This window comes from Clostridium sp. AT4, assembly GCF_001517625.2.
Taxonomy (GTDB): Bacteria; Bacillota; Clostridia; order Lachnospirales; family Lachnospiraceae; genus Enterocloster.
The window spans coordinates 276,266-296,940 of the sequence record NZ_LN999827.1 but is presented as its reverse complement, the minus strand read 5'-3'; the positions used below and the strand labels follow the sequence as shown (position 1 = coordinate 296,940).

The 20,675-nt window shown below is 48.1% G+C and carries 19 protein-coding genes and 1 pseudogene; 17 read left to right on the top strand and 3 right to left on the bottom strand.

Annotated elements, in window-relative coordinates:
- The first annotated feature begins 83 nt into the window (after positions 1-83).
- From rpsL to BN3656_RS04540, 5 genes are all read left to right on the top strand, one after another.
- A complete protein-coding gene (rpsL, locus tag BN3656_RS04560) occupies positions 84-503 on the top strand; it encodes a 30S ribosomal protein S12 (RefSeq protein WP_066544671.1) in 420 nt (139 codons plus the stop codon).
- 232 nt (positions 504-735) lie between these two features.
- The gene (gene rpsG, locus BN3656_RS04555) at positions 736-1,206 is read left to right on the top strand and encodes a 30S ribosomal protein S7 (protein WP_176255006.1); all 471 of its coding nucleotides are present in this window, start codon (positions 736-738) and stop codon (positions 1,204-1,206) included.
- A 43-nt stretch (positions 1,207-1,249) separates the two neighbouring features.
- Positions 1,250-3,367: an elongation factor G gene (gene fusA, locus BN3656_RS04550; RefSeq protein ID WP_066544667.1), complete on the top strand. Its 2,118-nt coding sequence runs from the start codon at positions 1,250-1,252 to the stop codon at positions 3,365-3,367.
- 100 nt (positions 3,368-3,467) lie between these two features.
- The gene (gene tuf / locus BN3656_RS04545; RefSeq protein WP_066544665.1) at positions 3,468-4,661 is read left to right on the top strand and encodes an elongation factor Tu; all 1,194 of its coding nucleotides are present in this window, start codon (positions 3,468-3,470) and stop codon (positions 4,659-4,661) included.
- A 130-nt stretch (positions 4,662-4,791) separates the two neighbouring features.
- Positions 4,792-5,406: a thiamine phosphate synthase gene (locus BN3656_RS04540; RefSeq protein ID WP_066544664.1), complete on the top strand. Its 615-nt coding sequence runs from the start codon at positions 4,792-4,794 to the stop codon at positions 5,404-5,406.
- Here the strand turns inward: BN3656_RS04540 and BN3656_RS04535 are convergent.
- Together BN3656_RS04535 and thiW are read right to left on the bottom strand one after the other, a co-directional pair.
- Positions 5,393-6,211 carry a hydroxyethylthiazole kinase gene (locus BN3656_RS04535; RefSeq protein WP_066544662.1) on the bottom strand — a complete coding sequence of 273 codons (819 nt, stop codon included), beginning with the start codon at positions 6,209-6,211 and terminating at the stop codon, positions 5,393-5,395. The genes BN3656_RS04540 and BN3656_RS04535 overlap by 14 nt on opposite strands.
- 246 nt (positions 6,212-6,457) lie before the next feature.
- Positions 6,458-6,976: pseudogene (thiW, locus tag BN3656_RS04530) on the bottom strand (energy coupling factor transporter S component ThiW); the annotation flags it as partial.
- A 397-nt stretch (positions 6,977-7,373) separates the two neighbouring features.
- Here thiW and BN3656_RS04525 point away from each other — a divergent pair.
- From BN3656_RS04525 to BN3656_RS04500, 6 genes are all read left to right on the top strand, one after another.
- Complete coding sequence (locus BN3656_RS04525; protein WP_066544659.1) at positions 7,374-8,252, top strand: YitT family protein; 879 nt, start codon at positions 7,374-7,376, stop codon at positions 8,250-8,252.
- Positions 8,253-8,372: 120 nt separating this feature from the next.
- Positions 8,373-10,109 carry a DUF5722 domain-containing protein gene (locus BN3656_RS04520; RefSeq protein WP_066544657.1) on the top strand — a complete coding sequence of 579 codons (1,737 nt, stop codon included), beginning with the start codon at positions 8,373-8,375 and terminating at the stop codon, positions 10,107-10,109.
- 54 nt (positions 10,110-10,163) lie between these two features.
- On the top strand, positions 10,164-10,937 hold the full coding sequence (locus BN3656_RS04515) for an AIM24 family protein (protein ID WP_066544655.1): 774 nt from the start codon (positions 10,164-10,166) through the stop codon (positions 10,935-10,937).
- Positions 10,938-11,154: 217 nt separating this feature from the next.
- A complete protein-coding gene (locus BN3656_RS04510; protein ID WP_066544653.1) occupies positions 11,155-11,853 on the top strand; it encodes an N-acetylmannosamine-6-phosphate 2-epimerase in 699 nt (232 codons plus the stop codon).
- Positions 11,854-11,863: 10 nt separating this feature from the next.
- Positions 11,864-12,769, top strand: a complete 906-nt coding sequence (locus BN3656_RS04505; protein ID WP_066544650.1) for an ROK family protein — start codon at positions 11,864-11,866, stop codon at positions 12,767-12,769.
- Positions 12,770-12,864: 95 nt separating this feature from the next.
- The gene (locus BN3656_RS04500; RefSeq protein ID WP_066544647.1) at positions 12,865-13,722 is read left to right on the top strand and encodes a MurR/RpiR family transcriptional regulator; all 858 of its coding nucleotides are present in this window, start codon (positions 12,865-12,867) and stop codon (positions 13,720-13,722) included.
- A 79-nt stretch (positions 13,723-13,801) separates the two neighbouring features.
- Here the strand turns inward: BN3656_RS04500 and BN3656_RS04495 are convergent, their stop codons facing one another.
- Positions 13,802-14,443 carry a GDSL-type esterase/lipase family protein gene (locus tag BN3656_RS04495; RefSeq protein ID WP_066544645.1) on the bottom strand — a complete coding sequence of 214 codons (642 nt, stop codon included), beginning with the start codon at positions 14,441-14,443 and terminating at the stop codon, positions 13,802-13,804.
- A 153-nt stretch (positions 14,444-14,596) separates the two neighbouring features.
- Here BN3656_RS04495 and BN3656_RS04490 point away from each other — a divergent pair, with 153 nt between their 5' ends.
- The 6 genes from BN3656_RS04490 to BN3656_RS04460 all read left to right on the top strand — a co-directional run bounded on the left by BN3656_RS04490 (position 14,597) and on the right by BN3656_RS04460 (position 20,652).
- Positions 14,597-15,520 carry a dihydrodipicolinate synthase family protein gene (locus BN3656_RS04490; protein ID WP_066544643.1) on the top strand — a complete coding sequence of 308 codons (924 nt, stop codon included), beginning with the start codon at positions 14,597-14,599 and terminating at the stop codon, positions 15,518-15,520.
- A 75-nt stretch (positions 15,521-15,595) separates the two neighbouring features.
- Positions 15,596-15,796, top strand: coding sequence for a hypothetical protein (locus BN3656_RS04485; protein ID WP_066544641.1), 201 nt, complete (start codon positions 15,596-15,598; stop codon positions 15,794-15,796).
- Entirely contained in the window at positions 15,793-17,184 is a 1,392-nt protein-coding gene (locus BN3656_RS04480; RefSeq protein ID WP_066544639.1) for an ABC transporter substrate-binding protein, read from the top strand. Before BN3656_RS04485 ends, BN3656_RS04480 begins: the two co-directional genes overlap by 4 nt.
- Positions 17,185-17,250: 66 nt before the next feature.
- Positions 17,251-18,147, top strand: a complete 897-nt coding sequence (locus tag BN3656_RS04475) for a sugar ABC transporter permease (RefSeq protein ID WP_066544637.1) — start codon at positions 17,251-17,253, stop codon at positions 18,145-18,147.
- A 14-nt stretch (positions 18,148-18,161) separates the two neighbouring features.
- The gene (locus BN3656_RS04470) at positions 18,162-18,986 is read left to right on the top strand and encodes a carbohydrate ABC transporter permease (protein WP_066544635.1); all 825 of its coding nucleotides are present in this window, start codon (positions 18,162-18,164) and stop codon (positions 18,984-18,986) included.
- Positions 18,987-19,440: 454 nt separating this feature from the next.
- Positions 19,441-20,652 (top strand): aspartate kinase, encoded by a 1,212-nt coding sequence (locus tag BN3656_RS04460; protein WP_066544632.1) that lies wholly within the window; start codon positions 19,441-19,443, stop codon positions 20,650-20,652.
- Positions 20,653-20,675 lie beyond the last annotated feature (23 nt).

Here is a 20,675-nt window from a genome sequence, read left to right as displayed (position 1 = left end):
GTGTGTTCAAAACACTTATGTTTTGGTGCACAAAAGCTGAAAGACACAGCAACCAACAGTCAATATCACAGGAGGTGAAAAGGATGCCAACATTTAACCAGTTAGTTAGAAAGGGAAGACAGAGCAGCGCAAAGAAGTCTACTGCACCAGCTCTGCAGAAGGGTTACAACTCTTTACAGAAGAAGGCAACAGACGTATCTGCACCACAGAAGCGCGGCGTATGTACCGCTGTTAAGACTGCTACCCCTAAGAAGCCTAACTCTGCACTTAGAAAGATCGCCAGAGTACGTCTTTCCAATGGTATCGAAGTAACAAGCTACATCCCAGGAGAGGGACACAACCTTCAGGAGCACAGCGTTGTTCTGATCCGTGGAGGAAGAGTTAAGGACCTGCCAGGTACCAGATACCACATCGTTAGAGGTACACTGGATACAGCAGGCGTAGCAAACAGAAAGCAGGCTCGTTCCAAGTACGGCGCTAAGAGACCGAAAGACAAGAAGTAATTTCAAAGCAGTTTGGAACAAACCAGATTAGTACCACTAACAGCAGTAAAGTGACGGCGGAAGATATTTCCGCATTTGTTAGTGCCGGATCCGTGATATTGTACCTGTGGTTGCAGGAAATATATAGACCGAGCACGAACACATTTTATGGAAACATGTGAGTACCGTTGAGTTAATGGAAACTGCCTGTATCATTTCAGATAAAAGGCAGCATATTAAGGAGGGAAGTAACGTGCCACGTAAAGGACATACTCAGAAAAGAGACGTTCTGGCAGACCCGATCTACAACAATAAGGTTGTGACAAAGCTGATCAACAATATCATGTTAGACGGCAAGAAGGGTGTTGCACAGAAAATCGTATACGGCGCATTCAATCGTGTAGCTGAAAGCACCGGTAAGGATGCAATCGAAGTATTTGAAGAAGCAATGAACAACATTATGCCTGTACTTGAGGTTAAGGCAAAGCGTATCGGCGGCGCTACCTATCAGGTGCCCATCGAGGTTAAGCCTGAGAGAAGACAGGCTCTGGCTCTGCGCTGGATCACTCTGTACTCCCGTAAGAGAGGCGAGAAGACTCAGGAAGAGAGACTGGCAAATGAGATTATGGACGCAGCCAACAACACCGGCGCATCTGTAAAGAAGAAAGAGGATATGCACAAGATGGCAGAGGCAAACAAGGCGTTTGCTCACTACCGTTTCTAATTGCAGACCGGCTTTTTTTCGTTAAATTAAGGAGGAAAATCCCTTGGCTGGAAGAGAATATCCGTTGGAAAGAACCAGAAATATCGGAATCATGGCTCATATCGATGCTGGTAAGACTACCACAACCGAGCGTATTCTGTATTACACTGGTGTAAATTATAAGATCGGTGATACTCACGAAGGTACTGCTACCATGGACTGGATGGCTCAGGAGCAGGAAAGAGGTATTACCATTACTTCCGCTGCTACAACCTGCCACTGGACTCTGCAGGAAAACTGCAAGCCGAAGCCAGGCGCATTAGAGCACCGTATCAACATCATCGATACACCTGGACACGTAGACTTCACTGTTGAGGTTGAGCGTTCCCTGCGTGTATTGGATGGCGCTGTAGGTGTGTTCTGTGCAAAGGGCGGCGTTGAGCCACAGTCTGAGAACGTATGGCGTCAGGCTGACACTTACAATGTACCCCGTATGGCATTCATCAACAAGATGGATATCCTGGGTGCAAACTTCTACGGCGCTGTAGAGCAGATCAAGACCCGTCTGGGCAAGAACGCTATCTGCATTCAGCTGCCAATCGGCAAGGAAGAGGATTTCAAGGGAATCGTCGATCTGTTTGAGATGAAGGCCTACATCTATAATGATGATAAGGGCGATGACATTTCTATCGTTGACATTCCTGAAGATATGCAGGACGATGCAGAGTTATACCGTACCGAGCTGGTAGAGAAAATCTGCGAGCTGGACGATGACCTGATGATGATGTATCTTGAGGGCGAGGAGCCTTCCAATGATGAGCTGAAGAAGGTATTAAGAAAGGCTACCTGCGAGTGTACAGCAGTTCCTGTATGCTGCGGTACCGCTTACAGAAACAAGGGCGTTCAGAAGCTTCTGGATGCTATTATCGAATTCATGCCATCTCCATTAGACATCCCTGCGATCAAGGGTGTTGACCTGGACGGAAATGAGATTGTTCGTCATTCTTCTGATGAAGAGCCGTTCGCAGCGCTTGCATTCAAGATTATGACTGACCCATTCGTGGGCAAGCTTGCATTCTTCCGTGTATATTCCGGTACTCTGAACTCCGGTTCTTACGTACTGAATGCTACAAAGGGCAAGAAGGAGCGTGTAGGACGTATCCTTCAGATGCATGCTAATAAGAGAAATGAACTTGATAAGGTTTACTCCGGCGATATCGCTGCAGCAGTAGGCTTTAAGACAACCGGTACAGGCGATACCATCTGTGATGAGAAGAACCCTGTTATCCTGGAGTCTATGGAGTTCCCGGAGCCGGTTATCGATATCGCGATCGAGCCAAAGACAAAGGCAAGCCAGGACAAGATGGGCGACGCTTTAGTCAAGCTGGCAGAAGAAGATCCTACTTTCAAGGTTCGTACAGACGAAGAGACCGGCCAGACCATTATCTCCGGTATGGGCGAGCTTCATCTGGATATTATTGTAGACCGTCTGCTGCGTGAGTTCAATGTAGAGGCTAACGTAGGCGCTCCTCAGGTTGCTTACAAGGAGACCTTTACCAAGGCCGTTGACGTTGACAGCAAGTATGCAAAGCAGTCTGGTGGTCGTGGACAGTACGGTCACTGTAAGGTTCACTTCACACCAATGGAAGCAAACGCAGAAGAGACCTTCAAGTTTACTTCATCCGTTGTTGGCGGTGCTATTCCTAAGGAGTACATCCCGGCAGTCGGCGCAGGTATTGAGGAAGCAGCTAAGACTGGTGTTCTGGGCGGATTCCCTGTACTGGGCGTTTGGGCAGATGTATACGACGGTTCTTACCATGAGGTTGACTCTTCTGAAATGGCATTCCACATCGCAGGTTCCATGGCATTCAAGGATGCTATGCAGAAGGGTAATCCAATCCTGCTTGAGCCGATCATGAAGGTAGAGGTTACCATGCCTGAGGAGTACATGGGTGATGTTATCGGTGATATCAATTCACGCCGTGGACGTATCGAGGGTATGGAGGACATTGGCGGCGGTAAGATGGTTAAGGCTTACGTTCCGCTGTCTGAGATGTTCGGCTACTCTACAGACCTTCGTTCCAGAACACAGGGACGCGGCAACTACTCCATGTTCTTCGAGAAGTATGAGCCAGTTCCAAAGAACGTTCAGGAGAAGGTTCTTGCTGACCACAAAAAGTAAAAAAGGCTTGTAAATCAAAGTAAAATAGAATATAATGATTGATAGCCTGACTAACTATATCAGCCCTAAAAGGGGCGCAAATTAAGGAGGACGTTATAAAATGGCTAAAGCTAAGTTTGACAGAACTAAACCACATTGTAACATCGGTACCATTGGACACGTTGACCACGGCAAAACTACTCTGACCGCAGCTATCACAAAGGTTCTTTCAGAGAGAGTTGCAGGCAACGCAAAGGTAGATTTCGAGAACATCGATAAGGCTCCAGAGGAGAGAGAGCGTGGTATCACCATCTCTACTTCTCACGTTGAGTATCAGACAGAGAAGAGACACTATGCACACGTTGACTGCCCAGGACATGCTGACTACGTTAAGAACATGATCACTGGTGCTGCTCAGATGGACGGCGCTATCCTGGTTGTAGCTGCAACTGATGGTGTTATGGCTCAGACAAGAGAGCACATCCTTCTGTCCCGTCAGGTAGGCGTTCCTTATATCGTAGTATTCATGAACAAGTGCGATATGGTAGACGACGCTGAGCTGCTTGAGCTGGTTGACATGGAGATCCGTGAGCTGTTAAATGAGTACGAGTTCCCAGGTGATGATACACCTATCATCCAGGGTTCTGCTCTGAAGGCTCTTGAGGATCCAATGGGCCCATGGGGCGACAAGGTTATGGAGCTGATGGACGCTGTTGACAGCTACATTCCAGATCCTGTACGTGAGACAGAGAAGCCATTCCTTATGCCTGTAGAGGACGTATTCACCATTACTGGCCGTGGTACTGTTGCTACTGGTAGAGTAGAGCGTGGTACTCTGAACCTGAACGACGAAGTTGAGATCATCGGTATCCATGAGGACGTTCGTAAGACCGTTGTAACTGGTATCGAGATGTTCCGTAAGCTTCTTGACAGCGCTGAGGCTGGTGATAACATCGGTGCTCTGCTGCGTGGTGTTCAGAGAACAGAGATCGAGCGTGGACAGTGTCTGTGCAAGCCAGGTTCTGTAAAGTGCCACAACAAGTTTACCGCTCAGGTTTACGTTCTGACCAAGGACGAGGGTGGCCGTCATACACCTTTCTTCAACAACTACCGTCCACAGTTCTACTTCAGAACAACTGACGTTACCGGCGTTTGCGAGCTGCCAGCAGGTACAGAGATGTGTATGCCTGGTGATAACGTAGAGATGTCCGTAGAGCTGATTCATCCAGTAGCTATGGAGCAGGGTCTGCGTTTCGCTATCCGTGAGGGTGGACGTACAGTAGGTTCCGGTAGAGTTGTATCTATCGTAGAGTAATTAAATCGTTACAGGCCATCAGGCCGTACGAACGTGATAAATGATATATCTGAATGGATATTGTGCCCAAACGAGTTGGCCCCCGGAGTTTCCGGGGGCTTTTTATAATACAGAAAGGGAAATGCAGCTTATGTATGAACGTATGGTAGCAGTAACCAATCACAGGCTCTGCAGAGTGCCGGAGGGGGCGGATCAGACAGAAGATGGCTGTTTTGAACCGGGAACGGGACTCTGGGAGAGCTATCTGGATCAGATTCGGAAGATTGTAAGTGTCAAACCCAGAGCAGTAGTGCTCAGGGAAAAGGACTTAAGCCCTGAGATTTACAGGAAGCTGGCAGAGGAAGTGGATCAGATCTGCCGGGAACAGGATCGGATGCTGATTTTGAACACAGCTCCTGCAGCAGCCGCACAGCTGGGCATGAGGAAGCTTCATCTTCCGATGAGTATATTGAGAAGGGAAGGGAGACCGCTGGATGCAGAGTGTGTGGGAACATCCATTCACTCGTTGGAAGAGGTAAAAGAGGCTGTCCGGCTGGGCGCAGATTATCTGTTTGCAGGCAATATCTATGAGACAGATTGTAAGAAAGGGCTTCCGGGGAGAGGACTGGATTTCTTAAGCCAGGTTTGTATGGAAAGCAGTGTTCCTGTTTATGCCATTGGCGGAGTAAATGAAGAACGCCTGCCGGAGATCCTGAGTACAGGAGCGGCAGGCGGATGTATGATGTCCGGTTTTATGAAGCTGTAGAAGAAAGATCAACAGAATGCAGACGGATTTCGGATTTCAGCGTTTCATCTGTCATCAGGGAAAGCTGATCCAACAGGCTTATGTGATATGTTCCAAGTCCCTTTGAAGCATCGGCCCGTTCTCCGGCAATTCCCAGGACAGCAGCTCCGCAGACCGCTGCCTCAAGGGGGGATACTACTGCCATAAAGGTTCCCATAATGCAGGTAAGCATACAGCCGGTTCCCGTGATGCGGGCCATGGATGGAGAACCGTTTTCAAGAAAATAGGCTTTATCATCCTGAGGAGATACAATAATATCCACCTCACCGCTGGCAGCTACGACGGCCTGTGTGCGGTCTGAAATCTCTTTCATCAGCCTGGCCAGACGAAACTGTGCCATTGGGTCATCCTTAGTGACAGCGTCTTCCCGGCTTACGTCGATCCCCTGGTTGTGGAAGCCTGCGCCGGCAATGGCGCGTATCTCGGAAACATTTCCCTTGATCACAGCGGGACGGCATTCTTCCAGAAACCGTCTGGCAAGCTTCATACGGAAATCACTGCAGGTGATGCCTACCAGATCTATGACAGCCGGACGCACATTTCCTGCCAGAAAAATGGATTCGGCCCTGGCATCGGTGATATTTCCCAGGCTGACAGTAAGGGAACGGGCTATTTGGGCAATCGAGGCTGCTTCTTTGGGATGCTCCGCCATGATAGGACGTGCGCCCAGAGCCAGAACTGCATTTGCACAGTCATTGACTACAATGGGGTGGGTGATGCAGTGGATTAAAGGTGCTTCTTTATGCAAGAGGGAGATAGGATTCATGATGAGATCCTCCTTTGATGTAAGTATGGAAATGGGAAAATGCGCGTTTCAGGCTGCTTTGGGCCGTTTGATGCTCCAGTATATCAGGGCGGCTGCCAGAAAGCCGACCAGAACTATATAGCGGAGACTGTTTATCACAGAACCGCCCTGAGGTACAAGCTGATGGACAGCTACCGTCACAGCCAGATAGCCGATAAAGCCTGAAAATGCGATTCCCAGCGCATCATTTACCACGTCCTCTCCGGAATCATACGTCCGGGAACCCAGAGTTTCCTGGAACATGGATAAGAGTCTGGCTTTCTGCAGATGCTTTAAAAACAGAAATGCAATGGTTCCTCCAATGAGCGTGCCTGCAATGAAGGAAGGCACATAAAAGAACCAGGTAAGGCCGGTTTTTCCCCAGACAAAGGTCATGACAGGATAGGAGAGTATGGCTCCGATGATGCCTGTGCCGATGACCTCCCCTGCAAAGGCCCATACCAGCCTGCCACGGGACATTCGGTAGAGCATACCGGATAAAAAGGCTCCGAATATAGCTCCTGTGAGTGCTAAAGGCGGGATCCCCATACAGGTCATGCGGATGATGCCAATGGCAAGGGCGCACACAAAGGCATACCAGGGGCCAAGCATGACCGCACAGGTGACATTGATAAAATGTGCCATGGGACACATTCCCTCTACCCGGAGAATGGGGGAAATGACCACTCCCAGGGCTGTCATCATGGCAAGAAAGACCAGTTTTGCAGCGTGTTTGTTTTTGTTCATAGATTCCTTCCTCTTTTCTGCTGCGGGAAATGCCGGCAGGGAGCATTTCAGGGTACAAAAAAACGCACCTGCGTGCGTCAAGTCTATGTTCCCGGAATACAGGCATAGCGACGGCAACTTCCAGACAGCTGTAATAGGGCGCAGAATATGCGCTCTGCGGTCGATGCTCGATTGCATCCTCTCAATCCGAAACACGGACTCCCATCGCTATCCTTTTGTACGCAGCATCAGGGCGCTCCCCCTCACACCGGCTCAGCATCCGAAAAAGGAAACAGATACAAAAGTTCTAAATGTATTATAAACGCAGGAAGGAGATTGTCAAGTGCAAGTTTCTTGACAGCTCCCATGAAAAATGATACCCTCGGTGATAGGAAATAAAATAAGGGAGAATCTTGTAATGGAACAGAAGAATGACAGACAAAAATGGCTTCGTATGACCGCACGGGTGGGAGCCATTTTATTTGGAAATGCGATTTATGCCATGGCCGTAGTGTTGTTTATCATGCCGAATGGGCTTGTAACCGGAGGTACTACGGGCATGGGCCTGTTTTTTAACCGGCTCTGGGGAATCCCTGTGAGCCTTTTTGTAAGTATTTTTAATATTGCGGTCTTTGGTCTGGGGCTGTGGCAGTTAGGAAAGGAATTTGCCCTTACCACGGCCTTAAGCACCGTGTTTTATCCCGCTGCCCTGGCAGTAATGGAGCGCACGGGAATACATGGCTTTTACATGGAAGAACGGCTGGTAGCCGTAATTTATGCCGGTATTCTCATTGGAGCGGGAATCGGGATCGTCATAAAGGCAGGCGCTTCTACCGGAGGTGTGGACATCCCCTGTCTGATCCTGCGCAAGAAGTGCGGCATCAATGTATCCCTGTCTCTTTATGTACTGGACTGCGTGATCCTGGCAATGCAGCTCATTACTTCATCCGCAGAGGCAGTGCTTTACGGCATTCTTCTGATCGTGACTTATACCCTGGTGCTGGATAAGGTTCTCATGGCCGGCATGACAAAGATGCAGGTGAAGATAGTAAGCCGACGCCATGAACAGATTAATGCCCTGATCAGCCAGCGGCTGGACTGCGGAACCAGCCTTCTCCACATGGAAACCGGTTACCTTCACCGGGAACAGGATATGGTGCTGGCTGTGATTTCCAAGCGGGATCTGCCAAGGCTGAACCAGCTGGTGCTGGATGAGGATCCGGAAGCGTTTATGATCATCAATCAGATCAATGAGGTTCAGGGGCGGGGATTTACTTTAAAGAAGGTATACAAGTAAGACTTAAGATAATGTAATAAAATCGTAATTGAATTTGTAAGATAGATTATGTATCATAGAGGTTGACATCAAAACGGGTCATCCGTAAGTACACACATCAATTCTGGAGGTAATCTCAAAATGAAGCATAAACTGTTTAAAAGAAGCAGAGGCATGGCTCTGGCAGCCGCGCTGTTTTTTGGAGTGACAGCAGTAAGCCTGGGTGCTTTTTCCAGGTCTGTATCCGCGGAGGAAACACAGGCTTCAGGTGAAGCTGCACAGGAGGCAGCAAAAGAGGATATTGCGCTCACAGGCCAGATCCGTTCCTGTAAGGTGACGGCAGACAAGCAGAATGTGGAAATCGCCTTTTCCACCAGCGGCGATACAGCCGGCACCGATGGAAAGGTCTATATATTTGAACAGCAGACCTATGAGAACAGTCTGGATGGAAGAACCGATTATATTGCTTCGGCAGACGCCCTTATATCATCCTCTGCTCAGGTGCCGTTAAATTTCGGAAGCACAGCAGACCGCCTGTACAGCAAATTTGTACTAGCTGCTTATGACGGCACAGAGTATAAAGCCATCAGCGAGCCTCATTACATTACCAATCCTGAGGCAGTGGCCAAAAATACGGAAGCATTCAAGGATCCTCTGACTAAAAAGGGACTGAACATCGAAATTGATATGCTGGAGGATGCCTTTGACCTGGGCGTAAAGCATGTAACCACCAATATTGCGTTTTCACAGATCATGGGTACAGGCATTGAATATGAATATGACGGCAAGATCTATCATTTTAACAAGGCCATCATGGATGATTATGACAGGACCATCAGCGCTCTTTCCAATAAGGGAATGACCGTCACGGTGATCATTTTAAATGACTGGAACCCCAACCGTCCGGATCTGATCTATCCGGGTACGAAGAAGTCTTCCAATGCCTTTTATTATATGTTCAACGGGGCAAACGAAGCCGGTTTTGAGCAGACCAGAGCCATTGCGGCCTTTTTGGCTGACCACTACAGCGGAAAAGATTCCAACCATGGAAAGGTTTCCAACTGGATCATTGGAAATGAGATCAATAATCAGCAGTGGAACTATATGGGCTCTATGGATCTTACAAATTATGTAAAAGTATACCAGCAGGCGTTCCGTATTTTCTACACGGCCATCAAGAGTACCAATGCCAATGACCGGGTGTATTTCTCACTGGATTACAACTGGATGAATGAGATTGACGGAAAGCTGAAATACGGCGGCAAGGAGATCGTAGACAGCTTCAATTCCATTGCTAATGTTCAGGGGCAGATGGACTGGGGACTGGCCTATCATCCGTATCCCTGTCCCATGATTGAGCCGGAATTCTGGGATGATCCCAAAGCTACCGGGCTCTTTACAAATGATTTTAACTCACCAGTTATAAATTTTGCCAATCTGAACGTACTTACCAATTACTTTAACCAGGAGGCACTGAAGGCTCCTTCGGGAAATGTGCGTCATATTATTCTGACCGAGCAGGGCTTTACCTCCTATAGTCCCACCAGAGGCGATATTCCTGAGATCCAGGCAGCTGCCTATGCGTACTCCTACTACCTTGTAGACAGTAATCCATATATTGACGCATATACGGTAAGCCGCCAGGTGGATGCTCCCAGCGAGGCAAAGCAGGGACTGAAGTTCGGCCTGTGGGAGTGCGATATGAATCAGCCGGATAAGATCGTAGCAACGAAACGCAAGAAGATCTGGCAGGTATTCCGGGATATTGACAAGAAAAATTCGACTCTGGAAACCTCAGAGTTTGCCAAGTCTATTATCGGAATTGAAAAGTGGTCTGATGTGATTCCAAACTTCAAGTGGAAGAATCTGGAAAAATAAAATCAAACGATATCTGCCGCAGGCTGCGATATAAGAGAGAACAGGAGGGAATCTATGTACCGTATTTCTAATTTCACCGACAATGATGACGTAAAAGTCCTTGCAAAGCTGGGAGCCTTTGAGGTAATCGAATATCAGCGCGACTTAAGCGTGACTCCCGGATCGGCAGTAACCGCTTATTACTGCGCGCAGATGAATGTGAGAAAGCGCCAGCTGGTATGCAGTCTGGATCAGTCTAATGTGACCATTCAGGCAGGCGCCATGCAGTGGATGTTAGGAGATGTAAAGGCAACCACCGGCATTAAGGGCGTGGGAGATTTCCTCGGCAAAGCGGTCCGGGGCAAGGCAACCGGAGAATCCGCCATAAAGCCGGAGTATACGGGAAGCGGCGTTCTGGTGCTGGAACCTACCTATAAGTATCTGATCCTGATGGATGCAGCCCAGTGGGGCGGCGGAGTGGTGCTGGATGACGGTCTGTTTTTAGCCTGTGAATCTACCCTGCAGCACAAAGCGGTGATGCGTTCCAATTTCTCTTCTGCAGTGGCCGGAGGAGAGGGACTGTTTAACCTGAGCCTGAATGGGAACGGAGTGTTCTGTATCGAATCTGAATGCCCGAAAGAGGAGTTGATCGAGATTGAGCTTCAGAACGATGTGCTCAAGGTGGACGGCAATTATGCTATTGCCTGGAGCAAGAGCCTGGACTTTACGGTAGAGCGCTCCGGAAAGAGCCTGATCGGCTCCGCAGCTTCGGGCGAAGGCCTGGTAAATGTATACCGCGGCACAGGAAAGGTGCTGATGATGCCAACGGCAAAGATGCCGAATATCTGATGGAACACGTTTGAAATGGAAACAGGATTGTCTGTGAGATGCCATTCTCAGGGCAGTCCTGTTTTTAAAATGAGTAATAAAAAAATATTTCAACACATTTATAATTGAAAAAAATATTTCTTTATGATATAGTTATAAAAGAAATATTTCATGGCATCGACCTTTTGGGCAAAATGGGGAATGTCTGTAAGGGTGGTTGCAGAACAGGAGGAGATACATGAACAAGCAGGAACTATTTGAGCAGATCAAGGGGCAGATGATCATCTCATGCCAGGCTATTCCGGGAGAACCTCTGTATGTGGAGGAAAAATCTGTGATGTACCTGATGGCGAGAGCGGCAAAGATGGCGGGGACTCCGGCGATCCGCACCAGCAGCATCCGGGACGTAGCTGCGATCAAGGAGGAGACAGGACTTCCGGTTATCGGACTGGTAAAGATCCAGTATCCCGGCTTTGAAAGCTACATTACTCCTACCATGAAGGAGGTCGATGAGCTTGTCGTTGTTGGAAGCGATGTGATCGCGTTAGACTGTACGCTGCGCGCACGGGGAGACGGAAAGACCGTAAATGAGTTTATAAAAGAGGTGCGCCAGAAATATCCGGATGCCATTCTTATGGCAGATATATCAAACTATGAGGAGGGAGTCAATGCCTGGAAGCTGGGAATGGATATTGTGGGAACTACCATGAGCGGCTATACGGCAGATTCTCCTCATATGGACGGCCCGGATTATGAGCTGGTAAGCCGTTTATCAAAGACTGTGGACGTTCCGGTTATCGGAGAGGGGAAAATCCATTACCCAGATCAGGCGGTAAAAATGCTGGATGCGGGAGCGTTTGCCATTGTGGTAGGCGGAGCGATCACAAGACCGTTAGAGATTGCAAACCGTTTTATGGATGCAGTGAAGAACCGATAGGAGGAGCACGATGGGGACAGCAGCACTGGATATCGGAGGAACCGCCATTAAGTCAGGGATATGGACGGGAATAAAGGACGAAATAAAAGAAGTAAGGGAGACTCCGACCAATGCCCGGCTTGGAGGTGCCCATGTAGTGGAACAGGCTGTAAAGATTCTGGAAAGCTATCATGGTTTTGATGCCATTGGGATCAGCACCGCCGGACAGGTAGATTCCCAAAGAGGAATGATACGCTATGCCAATGAAAACATTCCCGGTTATACGGGAATGGAGATCGGCCGCATGTTGAGAGAGCGTTTTCATGTGCCTGTAGCCGTAGAAAATGATGTAAATGCAGCCGCACTGGGTGAAGGAATCTTCGGCGCAGGAAGGGGAGAGAGGGATTTTCTCTGTCTGACCTACGGCACCGGTGTGGGCGGAGCGATTGTGATGGATCAGAAGGTGTACCATGGCTGCGCCTTTTCCGCAGGAGAATTTGGCGGTCTTCTGATTCATCCTGAGGATCGGAAAGAGGGAGAGTTTTTCAGCGGCTGCTATGAGAAATACGCTTCAGCCACAGCACTTGCAGCCAGAGCCATGGTCATTGATCCAGCGCTTACAGACGGGAGGAAGATATTTGCGGCTATCGACCAGCCGGGGGTGCAGGCGGCTGTGGATGAGTGGATCGATGAGATTGTAAACGGACTGCAGACGCTGATCCATATTTTTAATCCGTCCTGTGTGATCTTAGGCGGCGGCGTCATGGCCCAGCCTTATGTAACAGAGCAGGTAAGAGTGCGTACTATGGAGCGCATTATGCCAAGCTTCAGGGATGTGAATATTCTTCCTGCCGAGTTGGGAAACAGAGCCGGTCTTTTGGGAGCTGCCTGGCTGGGGAGAGAGGAAAAAAGAAAAGAAAACGGAAAGTTACAATAAATGAAAAATCAGATAAAAGCCTGAAAAAGTATGGACAAGGCAAAAGAAACTGGATAAAATGGAAGAAATTATACAGATTGAGAGGAATGGATCGTATGCAGGGAGATTTTATAACGAGTATCAAATCCGCATATAATCAGTTTACCAAGGCAGAAAAGAAAGTGGCAGATTATATTCTGGCAAATCCAAGGGACGTTCTGTTTATGTCCATTACAGATCTGGCGGAGGCCTGTGAGGTGGGAGACACCAGTGTGTTCCGATTCTGCAAGACTATGGATTTAAAGGGATACCAGGAATTTAAGATGATGCTGTCCTTAAGCATCAGTAAGGGACAGGAGCAGGTAGACCAGTTTACAGGGAACAATATTTCTATGGAGGATTCCTTTGGGGAACTGGCCAGAAAGGTATTAAATACCAATATCAATGCCCTGAATGAAACTTTTTCCATGATAAAGGAGGAGGATATTGACCGGGCCATCACACTGATCCACCGGGCCAGAAGAGTGTTTTTCTTTGGCGTAGGAGCCAGTATGCTTACCGCCATGAAGGCAATGAATAAGTTTATGCGTATTGAAAACAAGGTATTTTGTATACAGGACAGCCATATGCAGGCCATGGCTGCGGCTACTATGGATGAGCGGGATACAGCGGTTATTTTTTCCTATTCCGGAGCAACCAAGGATACCATCCATGTGGCAGAGGTAGCGAAGCGGTCCGGCGCCAAGATTATTTGTATTACCCGTTTTGTGAAATCACCTCTGAGCGCCTATTCGGATGTCACCCTTTTATCCGGAGCCAATGAGGGGCCTCTTCAGGGCGGGTCTACCTCGGCAGAGATCAGCCAGCTGTTTCTGGTGGACCTGATCTATACGGAATATTACCGCCGTTACTTTGAACAGTGCAGTGTGAACAATGAAAAGACATCAGGGTCGGTATTGGAAAAGCTCTGCTAGTAAATGAACAAAAACGCAGCAACCTATCTGCCTTTCGCACAATATTTGTGGAGACAGGTACGTTACTGCGTTTTAATGTTTATGGAATCAGACAGGGAATCTGTTTTGCCAAAGCTTCTGCCAGTTCCCGATGCCCCTGAGCAGTGAGATGCATGAAATCGATGTGATTGTTTTCCGTCACAACCGTGTTGGCATCAAAATAGCGGCACCCTGTAAGAAGGGCAATTTTTTCATATTCTGAACCCAGTCCGGCAGATTTTTCTGCACAGCCCCGCCCCATTGTATTTCCTACACTGGAACCGGCGTATTCAGGATCGATATTTTTGGGTGTTACGATCAGAATATTGGGGCCGTTTCTCCAACAGTCAGAAATGGACCGGGCCTTTTCGATCAGACGTTTTAATCCAAGTGCGATACATGCAGAGGATGCGCCAAAGCGTTCCTTGGTATCATTGGTGCCAAGCATGATGACCAACAGATCTACAGGCTCGTGGCTCATCAGGCAGGAATAGATGGAATCAAGGCCGTTAAGCCCTTCATAGAGAGGATCGGGAAAACAGCAGGTTCTTCCGGACAGGCCTTCCTCCAGAACCAGATATTCCGTTCCTAAAAGCTCCTGCAAAAGACAAGTCCACCGTTCCTTTTCAGAGAAGCGTCCGCCGGTTTCTGCGCAGTATCCGTGGGTATTGGAGTCTCCAAAGCACACAATATGTTTTTTCATAAAGCATTTCCTCCTTTTCTTACGCCTATCATACCATTGGAACGGTTTAAACACAATGACCAAAGAAAAAATTTTTACCATTATATTTTTGTTGAAAAAAATAATTAAAGTGTTATACTGGAGATATCCGGTAGGAAAGAAAGGTGGAGCATTATGAGAGATATTACAAAGTATCAGGGGATTATTCCGGCATTTTATGCCTGCTACGAGGAGGATGGAAGCATCAGCACAGAGCGGACCAAAGCCCTGGCAGAGCATCTGTTGAAAAAAGGAGTAAAGGGCGTCTATGTGGGCGGTTCCTCCGGCGAATGTATTTACCAGAGCAAGGAGGAACGCAAGGCAGTTCTGGAAGCTGTGATGGAAACCGTAAAGGGAAAGATGACCGTTATCGCCCATGTGGCCTGCAACAATACGGAGGACAGCTGTGAGCTGGCAGCTCATGCAGAGAGCCTGGGCGTGGATGCGGTAGCGTCTATTCCGCCCATTTATTTCCATTTACCGGAGCATGCCATTGCTCAGTATTGGAATGACATTTCTGCCGCAGCTCCCAATACGGATTTTGTGATTTACAACATTCCGCAGCTGGCAGGCGTAGCTCTTACCATGCCTCTGTTCAGAGAAATGTGCAAAAATCCAAGAGTGGCTGCTGTGAAAAACAGTTCCATGCCCGTACAGGATATCCAGATGTTTAAGATGGAGGGCGGAAAGGATTTCGTTGTATTTAACGGACCGGATGAGCAGCTGGTATCCGGCCTGGCCATGGGAGCCGACGGAGGCATTGGCGGTACTTATGGGGTAATGCCTGAGCTGTATTTAAAAATATTTGAGCTGTGCAGGAAAGGAAAGTATGAGGCGGCGAGAAAGATCCAGTATGATGCGGATGCCATTATTTATGCCATGTGCGCCTGCCATGGAAATCTTTATGCAGTGATGAAGGAGATTTTAAAGCTTCGTGAGGGACTTGATCTGGGAAGCGTGAGAAAACCCATGCCCGGTTTGATCCCTGAGGATATGGAGCAGGTAAAGAAGTGCGCTACCATGATCGATGCTGCCATAGCCGCGCTGCAGGAGATTTAAAATGACGTTTCCAAAGGATGGCGGCATCAGTATTTGTATAAAATAGAACAGTACATCAGACAGGAGCTTCGTTAGATGCATAAAAATGCAAAAACGAAGCTCCTTAATTTATTTATTTTGCTGAAAAAAAACGGAATAAAAAAAGAAAAGAAATTTTTTTCGGGCAAATTGACAAAAAGAAAATACTATGCTATGATGTGTTTAACAATAAAAAATGTTTCCGCCGGGGGTAAGAGACGGAACGGGGAGAAACAAGAAGGAGGAACTTTCGTATGAAGAAAATAGTATCTTTGGGACTTGCGGCAGCTATGGCGGCATCCGTACTTACAGGCTGCGGCGGGGGAAGTGCGCAGACAGCAGATACAAAGGCAGATGCTAAGACCGAGGAAGCAAAGGGAAGCGAAGCTGCTTCTGATAAGGCAGAGGGAACTGCCACGGCAGAAGGCATGACAGAGATCACATGGTGGGCATTCCCGACCTTTACACAGGACGGTGACAATCCGGCAGGAACCTATGAGCAGGAGATCATCGATGCATTTGAGGCAAAGAACCCGGATATCAAGGTGAAGCTGGAGACCATCGATTTTACATCAGGACCGGAGAAGATCACGGCAGCCATCGAGGCAGGCACTGTATGCGATGTGCTCTTTGATGCTCCCGGACGTATCATTTCCTACGCACAGAACGGCAAGCTGGTAGCTTTGGACGATATGTTCACAGAGGAATTTGTAAAGGACGTAGACAATGAGGCTCTGATCAACTCCTGCAAGTCCGGCGACAGCTATTATATGTATCCCATCAGCAGCGCAGCATTCTGTATGGCAGTGAGCAAGAATGCATTAGAGGAAGCAGGCGCTATGGACTGCATCAACCTGGAAGGCGACCGCACCTGGACCACAGAGCAGTTTGAGGAAATGATGAAAAAGCTTTCTGAAGCAGGCTTTATGGGCGGCACCGTATACTGCTCCGGACAGGGAGGCGACCAGGGTATCCGCGCATTCGTTACAAACCTGTATGACAGTTCTGTAACAGATCCTGAGATTACTACATACACCCTCAATGACGAAGGCGGCGTAAAGGCCATGACAAAGATCAAAGAGTGGGTAGACAACGGATATATGTTAAACGGCTCCGCATATAACGGCGGTGAGGACGTAGATCAGTTTGTAGCAGGAAATACCGCATTTACAACCCTCTGGTCTCCAGGACTTGCAAGCCAGAGAGCAGAGACATTAAAGGAGAACGGAATTGAGGCAATCGCACTTCCATTCCCATCTGAGGACGGAACACCTGCATTAGAGTATCTTGTAAACGGCTTCTGCGTATTTGACAACGGAGACGAGGCAAGAGCAGAGGCATCCAAGAAGTTTATTGATTTCATCTGCAATGATGAAGAGTGGGGACCAAAGAACGTAGTAAAGACCAGCGTATTCCCGGTTCGCCAGTCCATGGGCGATCTGTATGAAGGAAATGAGGATATGTCCTTCTACGCTTCTCTTACAAAATACTATTCTCCATACTACAACACAATTCCGGGCTTTGCAGAGATGAGAACCTACTGGTTCCCGATGCTCCAGGCAGTGATCAACGGCGATTCCGAGCCAAAGGCTGCTCTGGACGACTTTGTAGCAAAGGCAAACCAGTCTATCGTAAACGCACAATAAGACAGGTATTCTCCCCATATTACAGCCTGTAGTATGGGGAGTCATTTTTAGAAGGAGAGAACTGCCATGAAGTCAAGGAAAATCAATAAGATCAGAATGAGGGAAACGCTGGTTTCCTATGCATTCCTGCTGCCGGCCATGCTGTTTTTTGTGCTGTTTGTGCTGGTTCCCATGGGAATGGGCGTAGTTACCAGTTTTTTCCGTTATAATATGAAGGGAATGACCTTTACAGGACTGTCTAATTACATGACTATGTTTGCAGATCCTGTATGGCAGAAATCCCTGGTGAACACCCTGCTTCTGGTAGTAGGCTCCGTTCCCATTACTGTACTGTTTGCGCTTTTTGTAGCAGCCATGACTTACGAGAAGAATCCATTTACAAGATCCTTCTTCCGATGTGTGTTCTTCCTGCCTGTGGTTACGGGTACTGTAGCGGTAACAGTTGTCTGGAAATGGATCTACGACCCTTTAAACGGTATTTTAAACTGGATCTTAAAATCACTGGATCTGATTGAAAAGAACATTATGTGGACGGGAGATAAAAGATATGCTCTCTGGGCCATTCTGATTATACTGATCACTACCAGCGTAGGACAGCCCATTATTCTCTATATCGCTTCTCTGGGAAATGTTCCCAAGGATTATGTAGAAGCAGCTCAGGTAGACGGCGCCAATGATTTTCAGGTATTCTGGAAGATCAAATGGCCCAGCCTTCTGCCCACCACACTGTATATCGTGGTGATCACTACCATCAACTCCTTCCAGTGCTTCTCTTTGATCCAGCTGCTTACTTCCGGCGGACCCAATTACAGAACGACTACTATCATGTACTATCTGTATGAGACAGCATTTAAGAAGTTCGAATATGGCTACGCCAATGCCATGGGCGTAATACTTGCATTGATCATTGGTTTTATCAGCTTTGTCCAGTTTAAGGCATTGGGCAGCGACGTTGAATATTAAAGGGGGATGAGAAGATGAAAAATAAAGTGAAAATTCTGGATGCCGCCTCTATGGTGCTTCTGCTCCTTCTCAGTGTGGTATTTATTTTCCCCTTCTACTGGATTTTGACGGGAGCCTTTAAATCCCAGAAGGTTACGATCAAGCTGCCTCCGGAATGGTTCCCTCTTCACCCGACCTTGGAAAACTTTGAGAAGCTGTTTCAGAACCCGGCGCTCCAGTGGCTGATCAACAGTATCTTTATCGCCGGTGTAACGCTGATCATCGTCTGTGTGGCAGCCTCTATGGCCGGTTATGTGCTGGCAAAGAAGCGCTTTTACGGCGATAAGCTGCTGTTCAGTATTTTTGTATTCGCAATGGCCCTTCCAAAGCAGGTAATCCTGGTGCCGCTGATGAAGCTGGTTTCCTTTATGGGGATCCATGATACTCCATGGGCCGTTATCCTTCCTTTGTGCGGCTGGCCCTTTGGTATCTTCCTCATGAAGCAGTTCAGTGAAAATGTTCCTACAGAGCTTTTGGAGGCTGCAAAGATCGACGGAAGCGGTGAAATCCGTACCTTTACAAGCATTGTTATGCCGATCGTAAAGCCGGGTCTGGGAGCGCTTGCGATCTTTACCTTTATTAATACATGGAATGACTATTTCATGCAGTTAGTAATGTTAAATTCCAGAACGAACCTGACGATTTCTCTGGGCGTGGCGACACTCCAGCAGGAGTTCTCCACCAACTACGGAGTCATCATGGCGGGTGCGGCTCTGGCGGCGGTTCCCATTGTTGCGGTGTTCCTGATGTTCCAGAATTACTTTACTCAGGGTATTACCATGGGAGCGGTCAAGGGGTGATGGGAGAGGGAATTGCACCCCCTACACCATCCTTCCCATGCCGGTCTTCCATGGCTCCGGTTTCCGGTCATAAGAAAGTCTAAGAGGCTGAAATTTTTCTAAAAGCAAGCTCCATATCAAAAACTCGCCGTGCTCAGACAGGTTTGATATGGAGCTTAACGAAAAATTCCAGCCTCTATGTCTTTCTAAATGGCCTCCAAAGTCGCCCTGGCAGACCGGCATGGGAAGGCTGGCACAGGGGGCGCAATCTCCGGCGGAGGTGTTCCGGGGAGGAAAACTTGAGTTTCTGTATTTTGCAGACACCAGAACACAGTGTAAAGTGCGGAAACTCAAAGAGGAAACAAGTTGACAAAAGGGTTCATATGAGTAAAATATGGTATAGGTTAGGGCGGTGGCCGTTTGGCCATGGCTCTTTATATTTACCCTGGTTTGGGGTTAAGGAAGGAAAACAGATATGAGTTTGATCGTACAGAAATTCGGCGGGACCTCTGTGGCTGACACGGAGCGGCTGCGCAATGTTGCAAGGATCATTACAGAGACATATAAGGCGGGAAATCAGGTGGTGGCAGTATTGTCTGCCCAGGGGGATACGACAGATGATCTGATTCAGAAGGCAGAGGAGATTAACCCAAAGGCTTCGGCCAGAGAGATGGATATGCTTTTGTCTACAGGAGAGCAGATTTCGGTATCGCTCTGTGCGATGGCGATTGAGGCTTTGGGATATCCGGTGATTTCTCTTACCGGCTGGCAGTCCGGCATCAGCACGAATACGGTTTCGGGAGATGCGCGTATCCGAAAGGTGGATACGGAGCGCATTGAGGCGGAGCTGAATCAGAAGAAAATAGTGATTGTTACAGGATTTCAGGGAATCGACCGGAACCAGAATATTACCACTTTGGGACGGGGCGGTTCGGATACCTCTGCGGTAGCTCTGGCTGCGGTTCTGGGGGCCGACCTGTGCCAGATTTATACGGATGTGGACGGTGTTTACACGGCAGATCCCAGAAAGGTTGCAGGAGCCAGAAAGCTGGATGAGGTGACGTATAATGAGATGCTGGAGCTGGCGACGCTGGGAGCGCAGGTGCTCCATAACCGTTCGGTGGAGCTGGCAAGAAAGTACAATGTAAAAATGGAGGTTCTGTCAAGCTTTACAGGCCATCCGGGAACAAAAGTGAAGGGAGTTGCAAAGCGTATGGAGCGTTCATATATCAGCAGCGTGGCAAAGGATAAGGATATTGCGAGGATTGCCCTTATTGGCGTGCCAAATGAGATCGGAACCTCATTTAAGGTGTTCTCTCTGTTGGCAAGAAATCATGTAAATGTGGATATTATTCTCCAGGGCATTGGCCATGAGGAAGGGAAGGATATCTGCTTTACAGTGGCAGAAAAGGATCTGAATAAAACGGCAGAGCTTTTGACGGAGCATAAAGAGGAGCTGCGCTACAGCCGTATGGAGACGAACTGCGATGTGGCTAAGGTTTCTGTTGTAGGAGCAGGCATGATCAATAATCCGGGAGTAGCTGCAAAGCTCTTTGAGGCGCTGTATGATGCGGGGATCAATATCAATATGATTTCCACCAGCGAGATCAAAATTTCTGTGCTGGTAGACCGTAGGGATGCAGATCAGGCGGTACAGGCCATTCATGACCGGTTTTTCACGGTGTAATTGTATTTTTATGGAAAATGCAG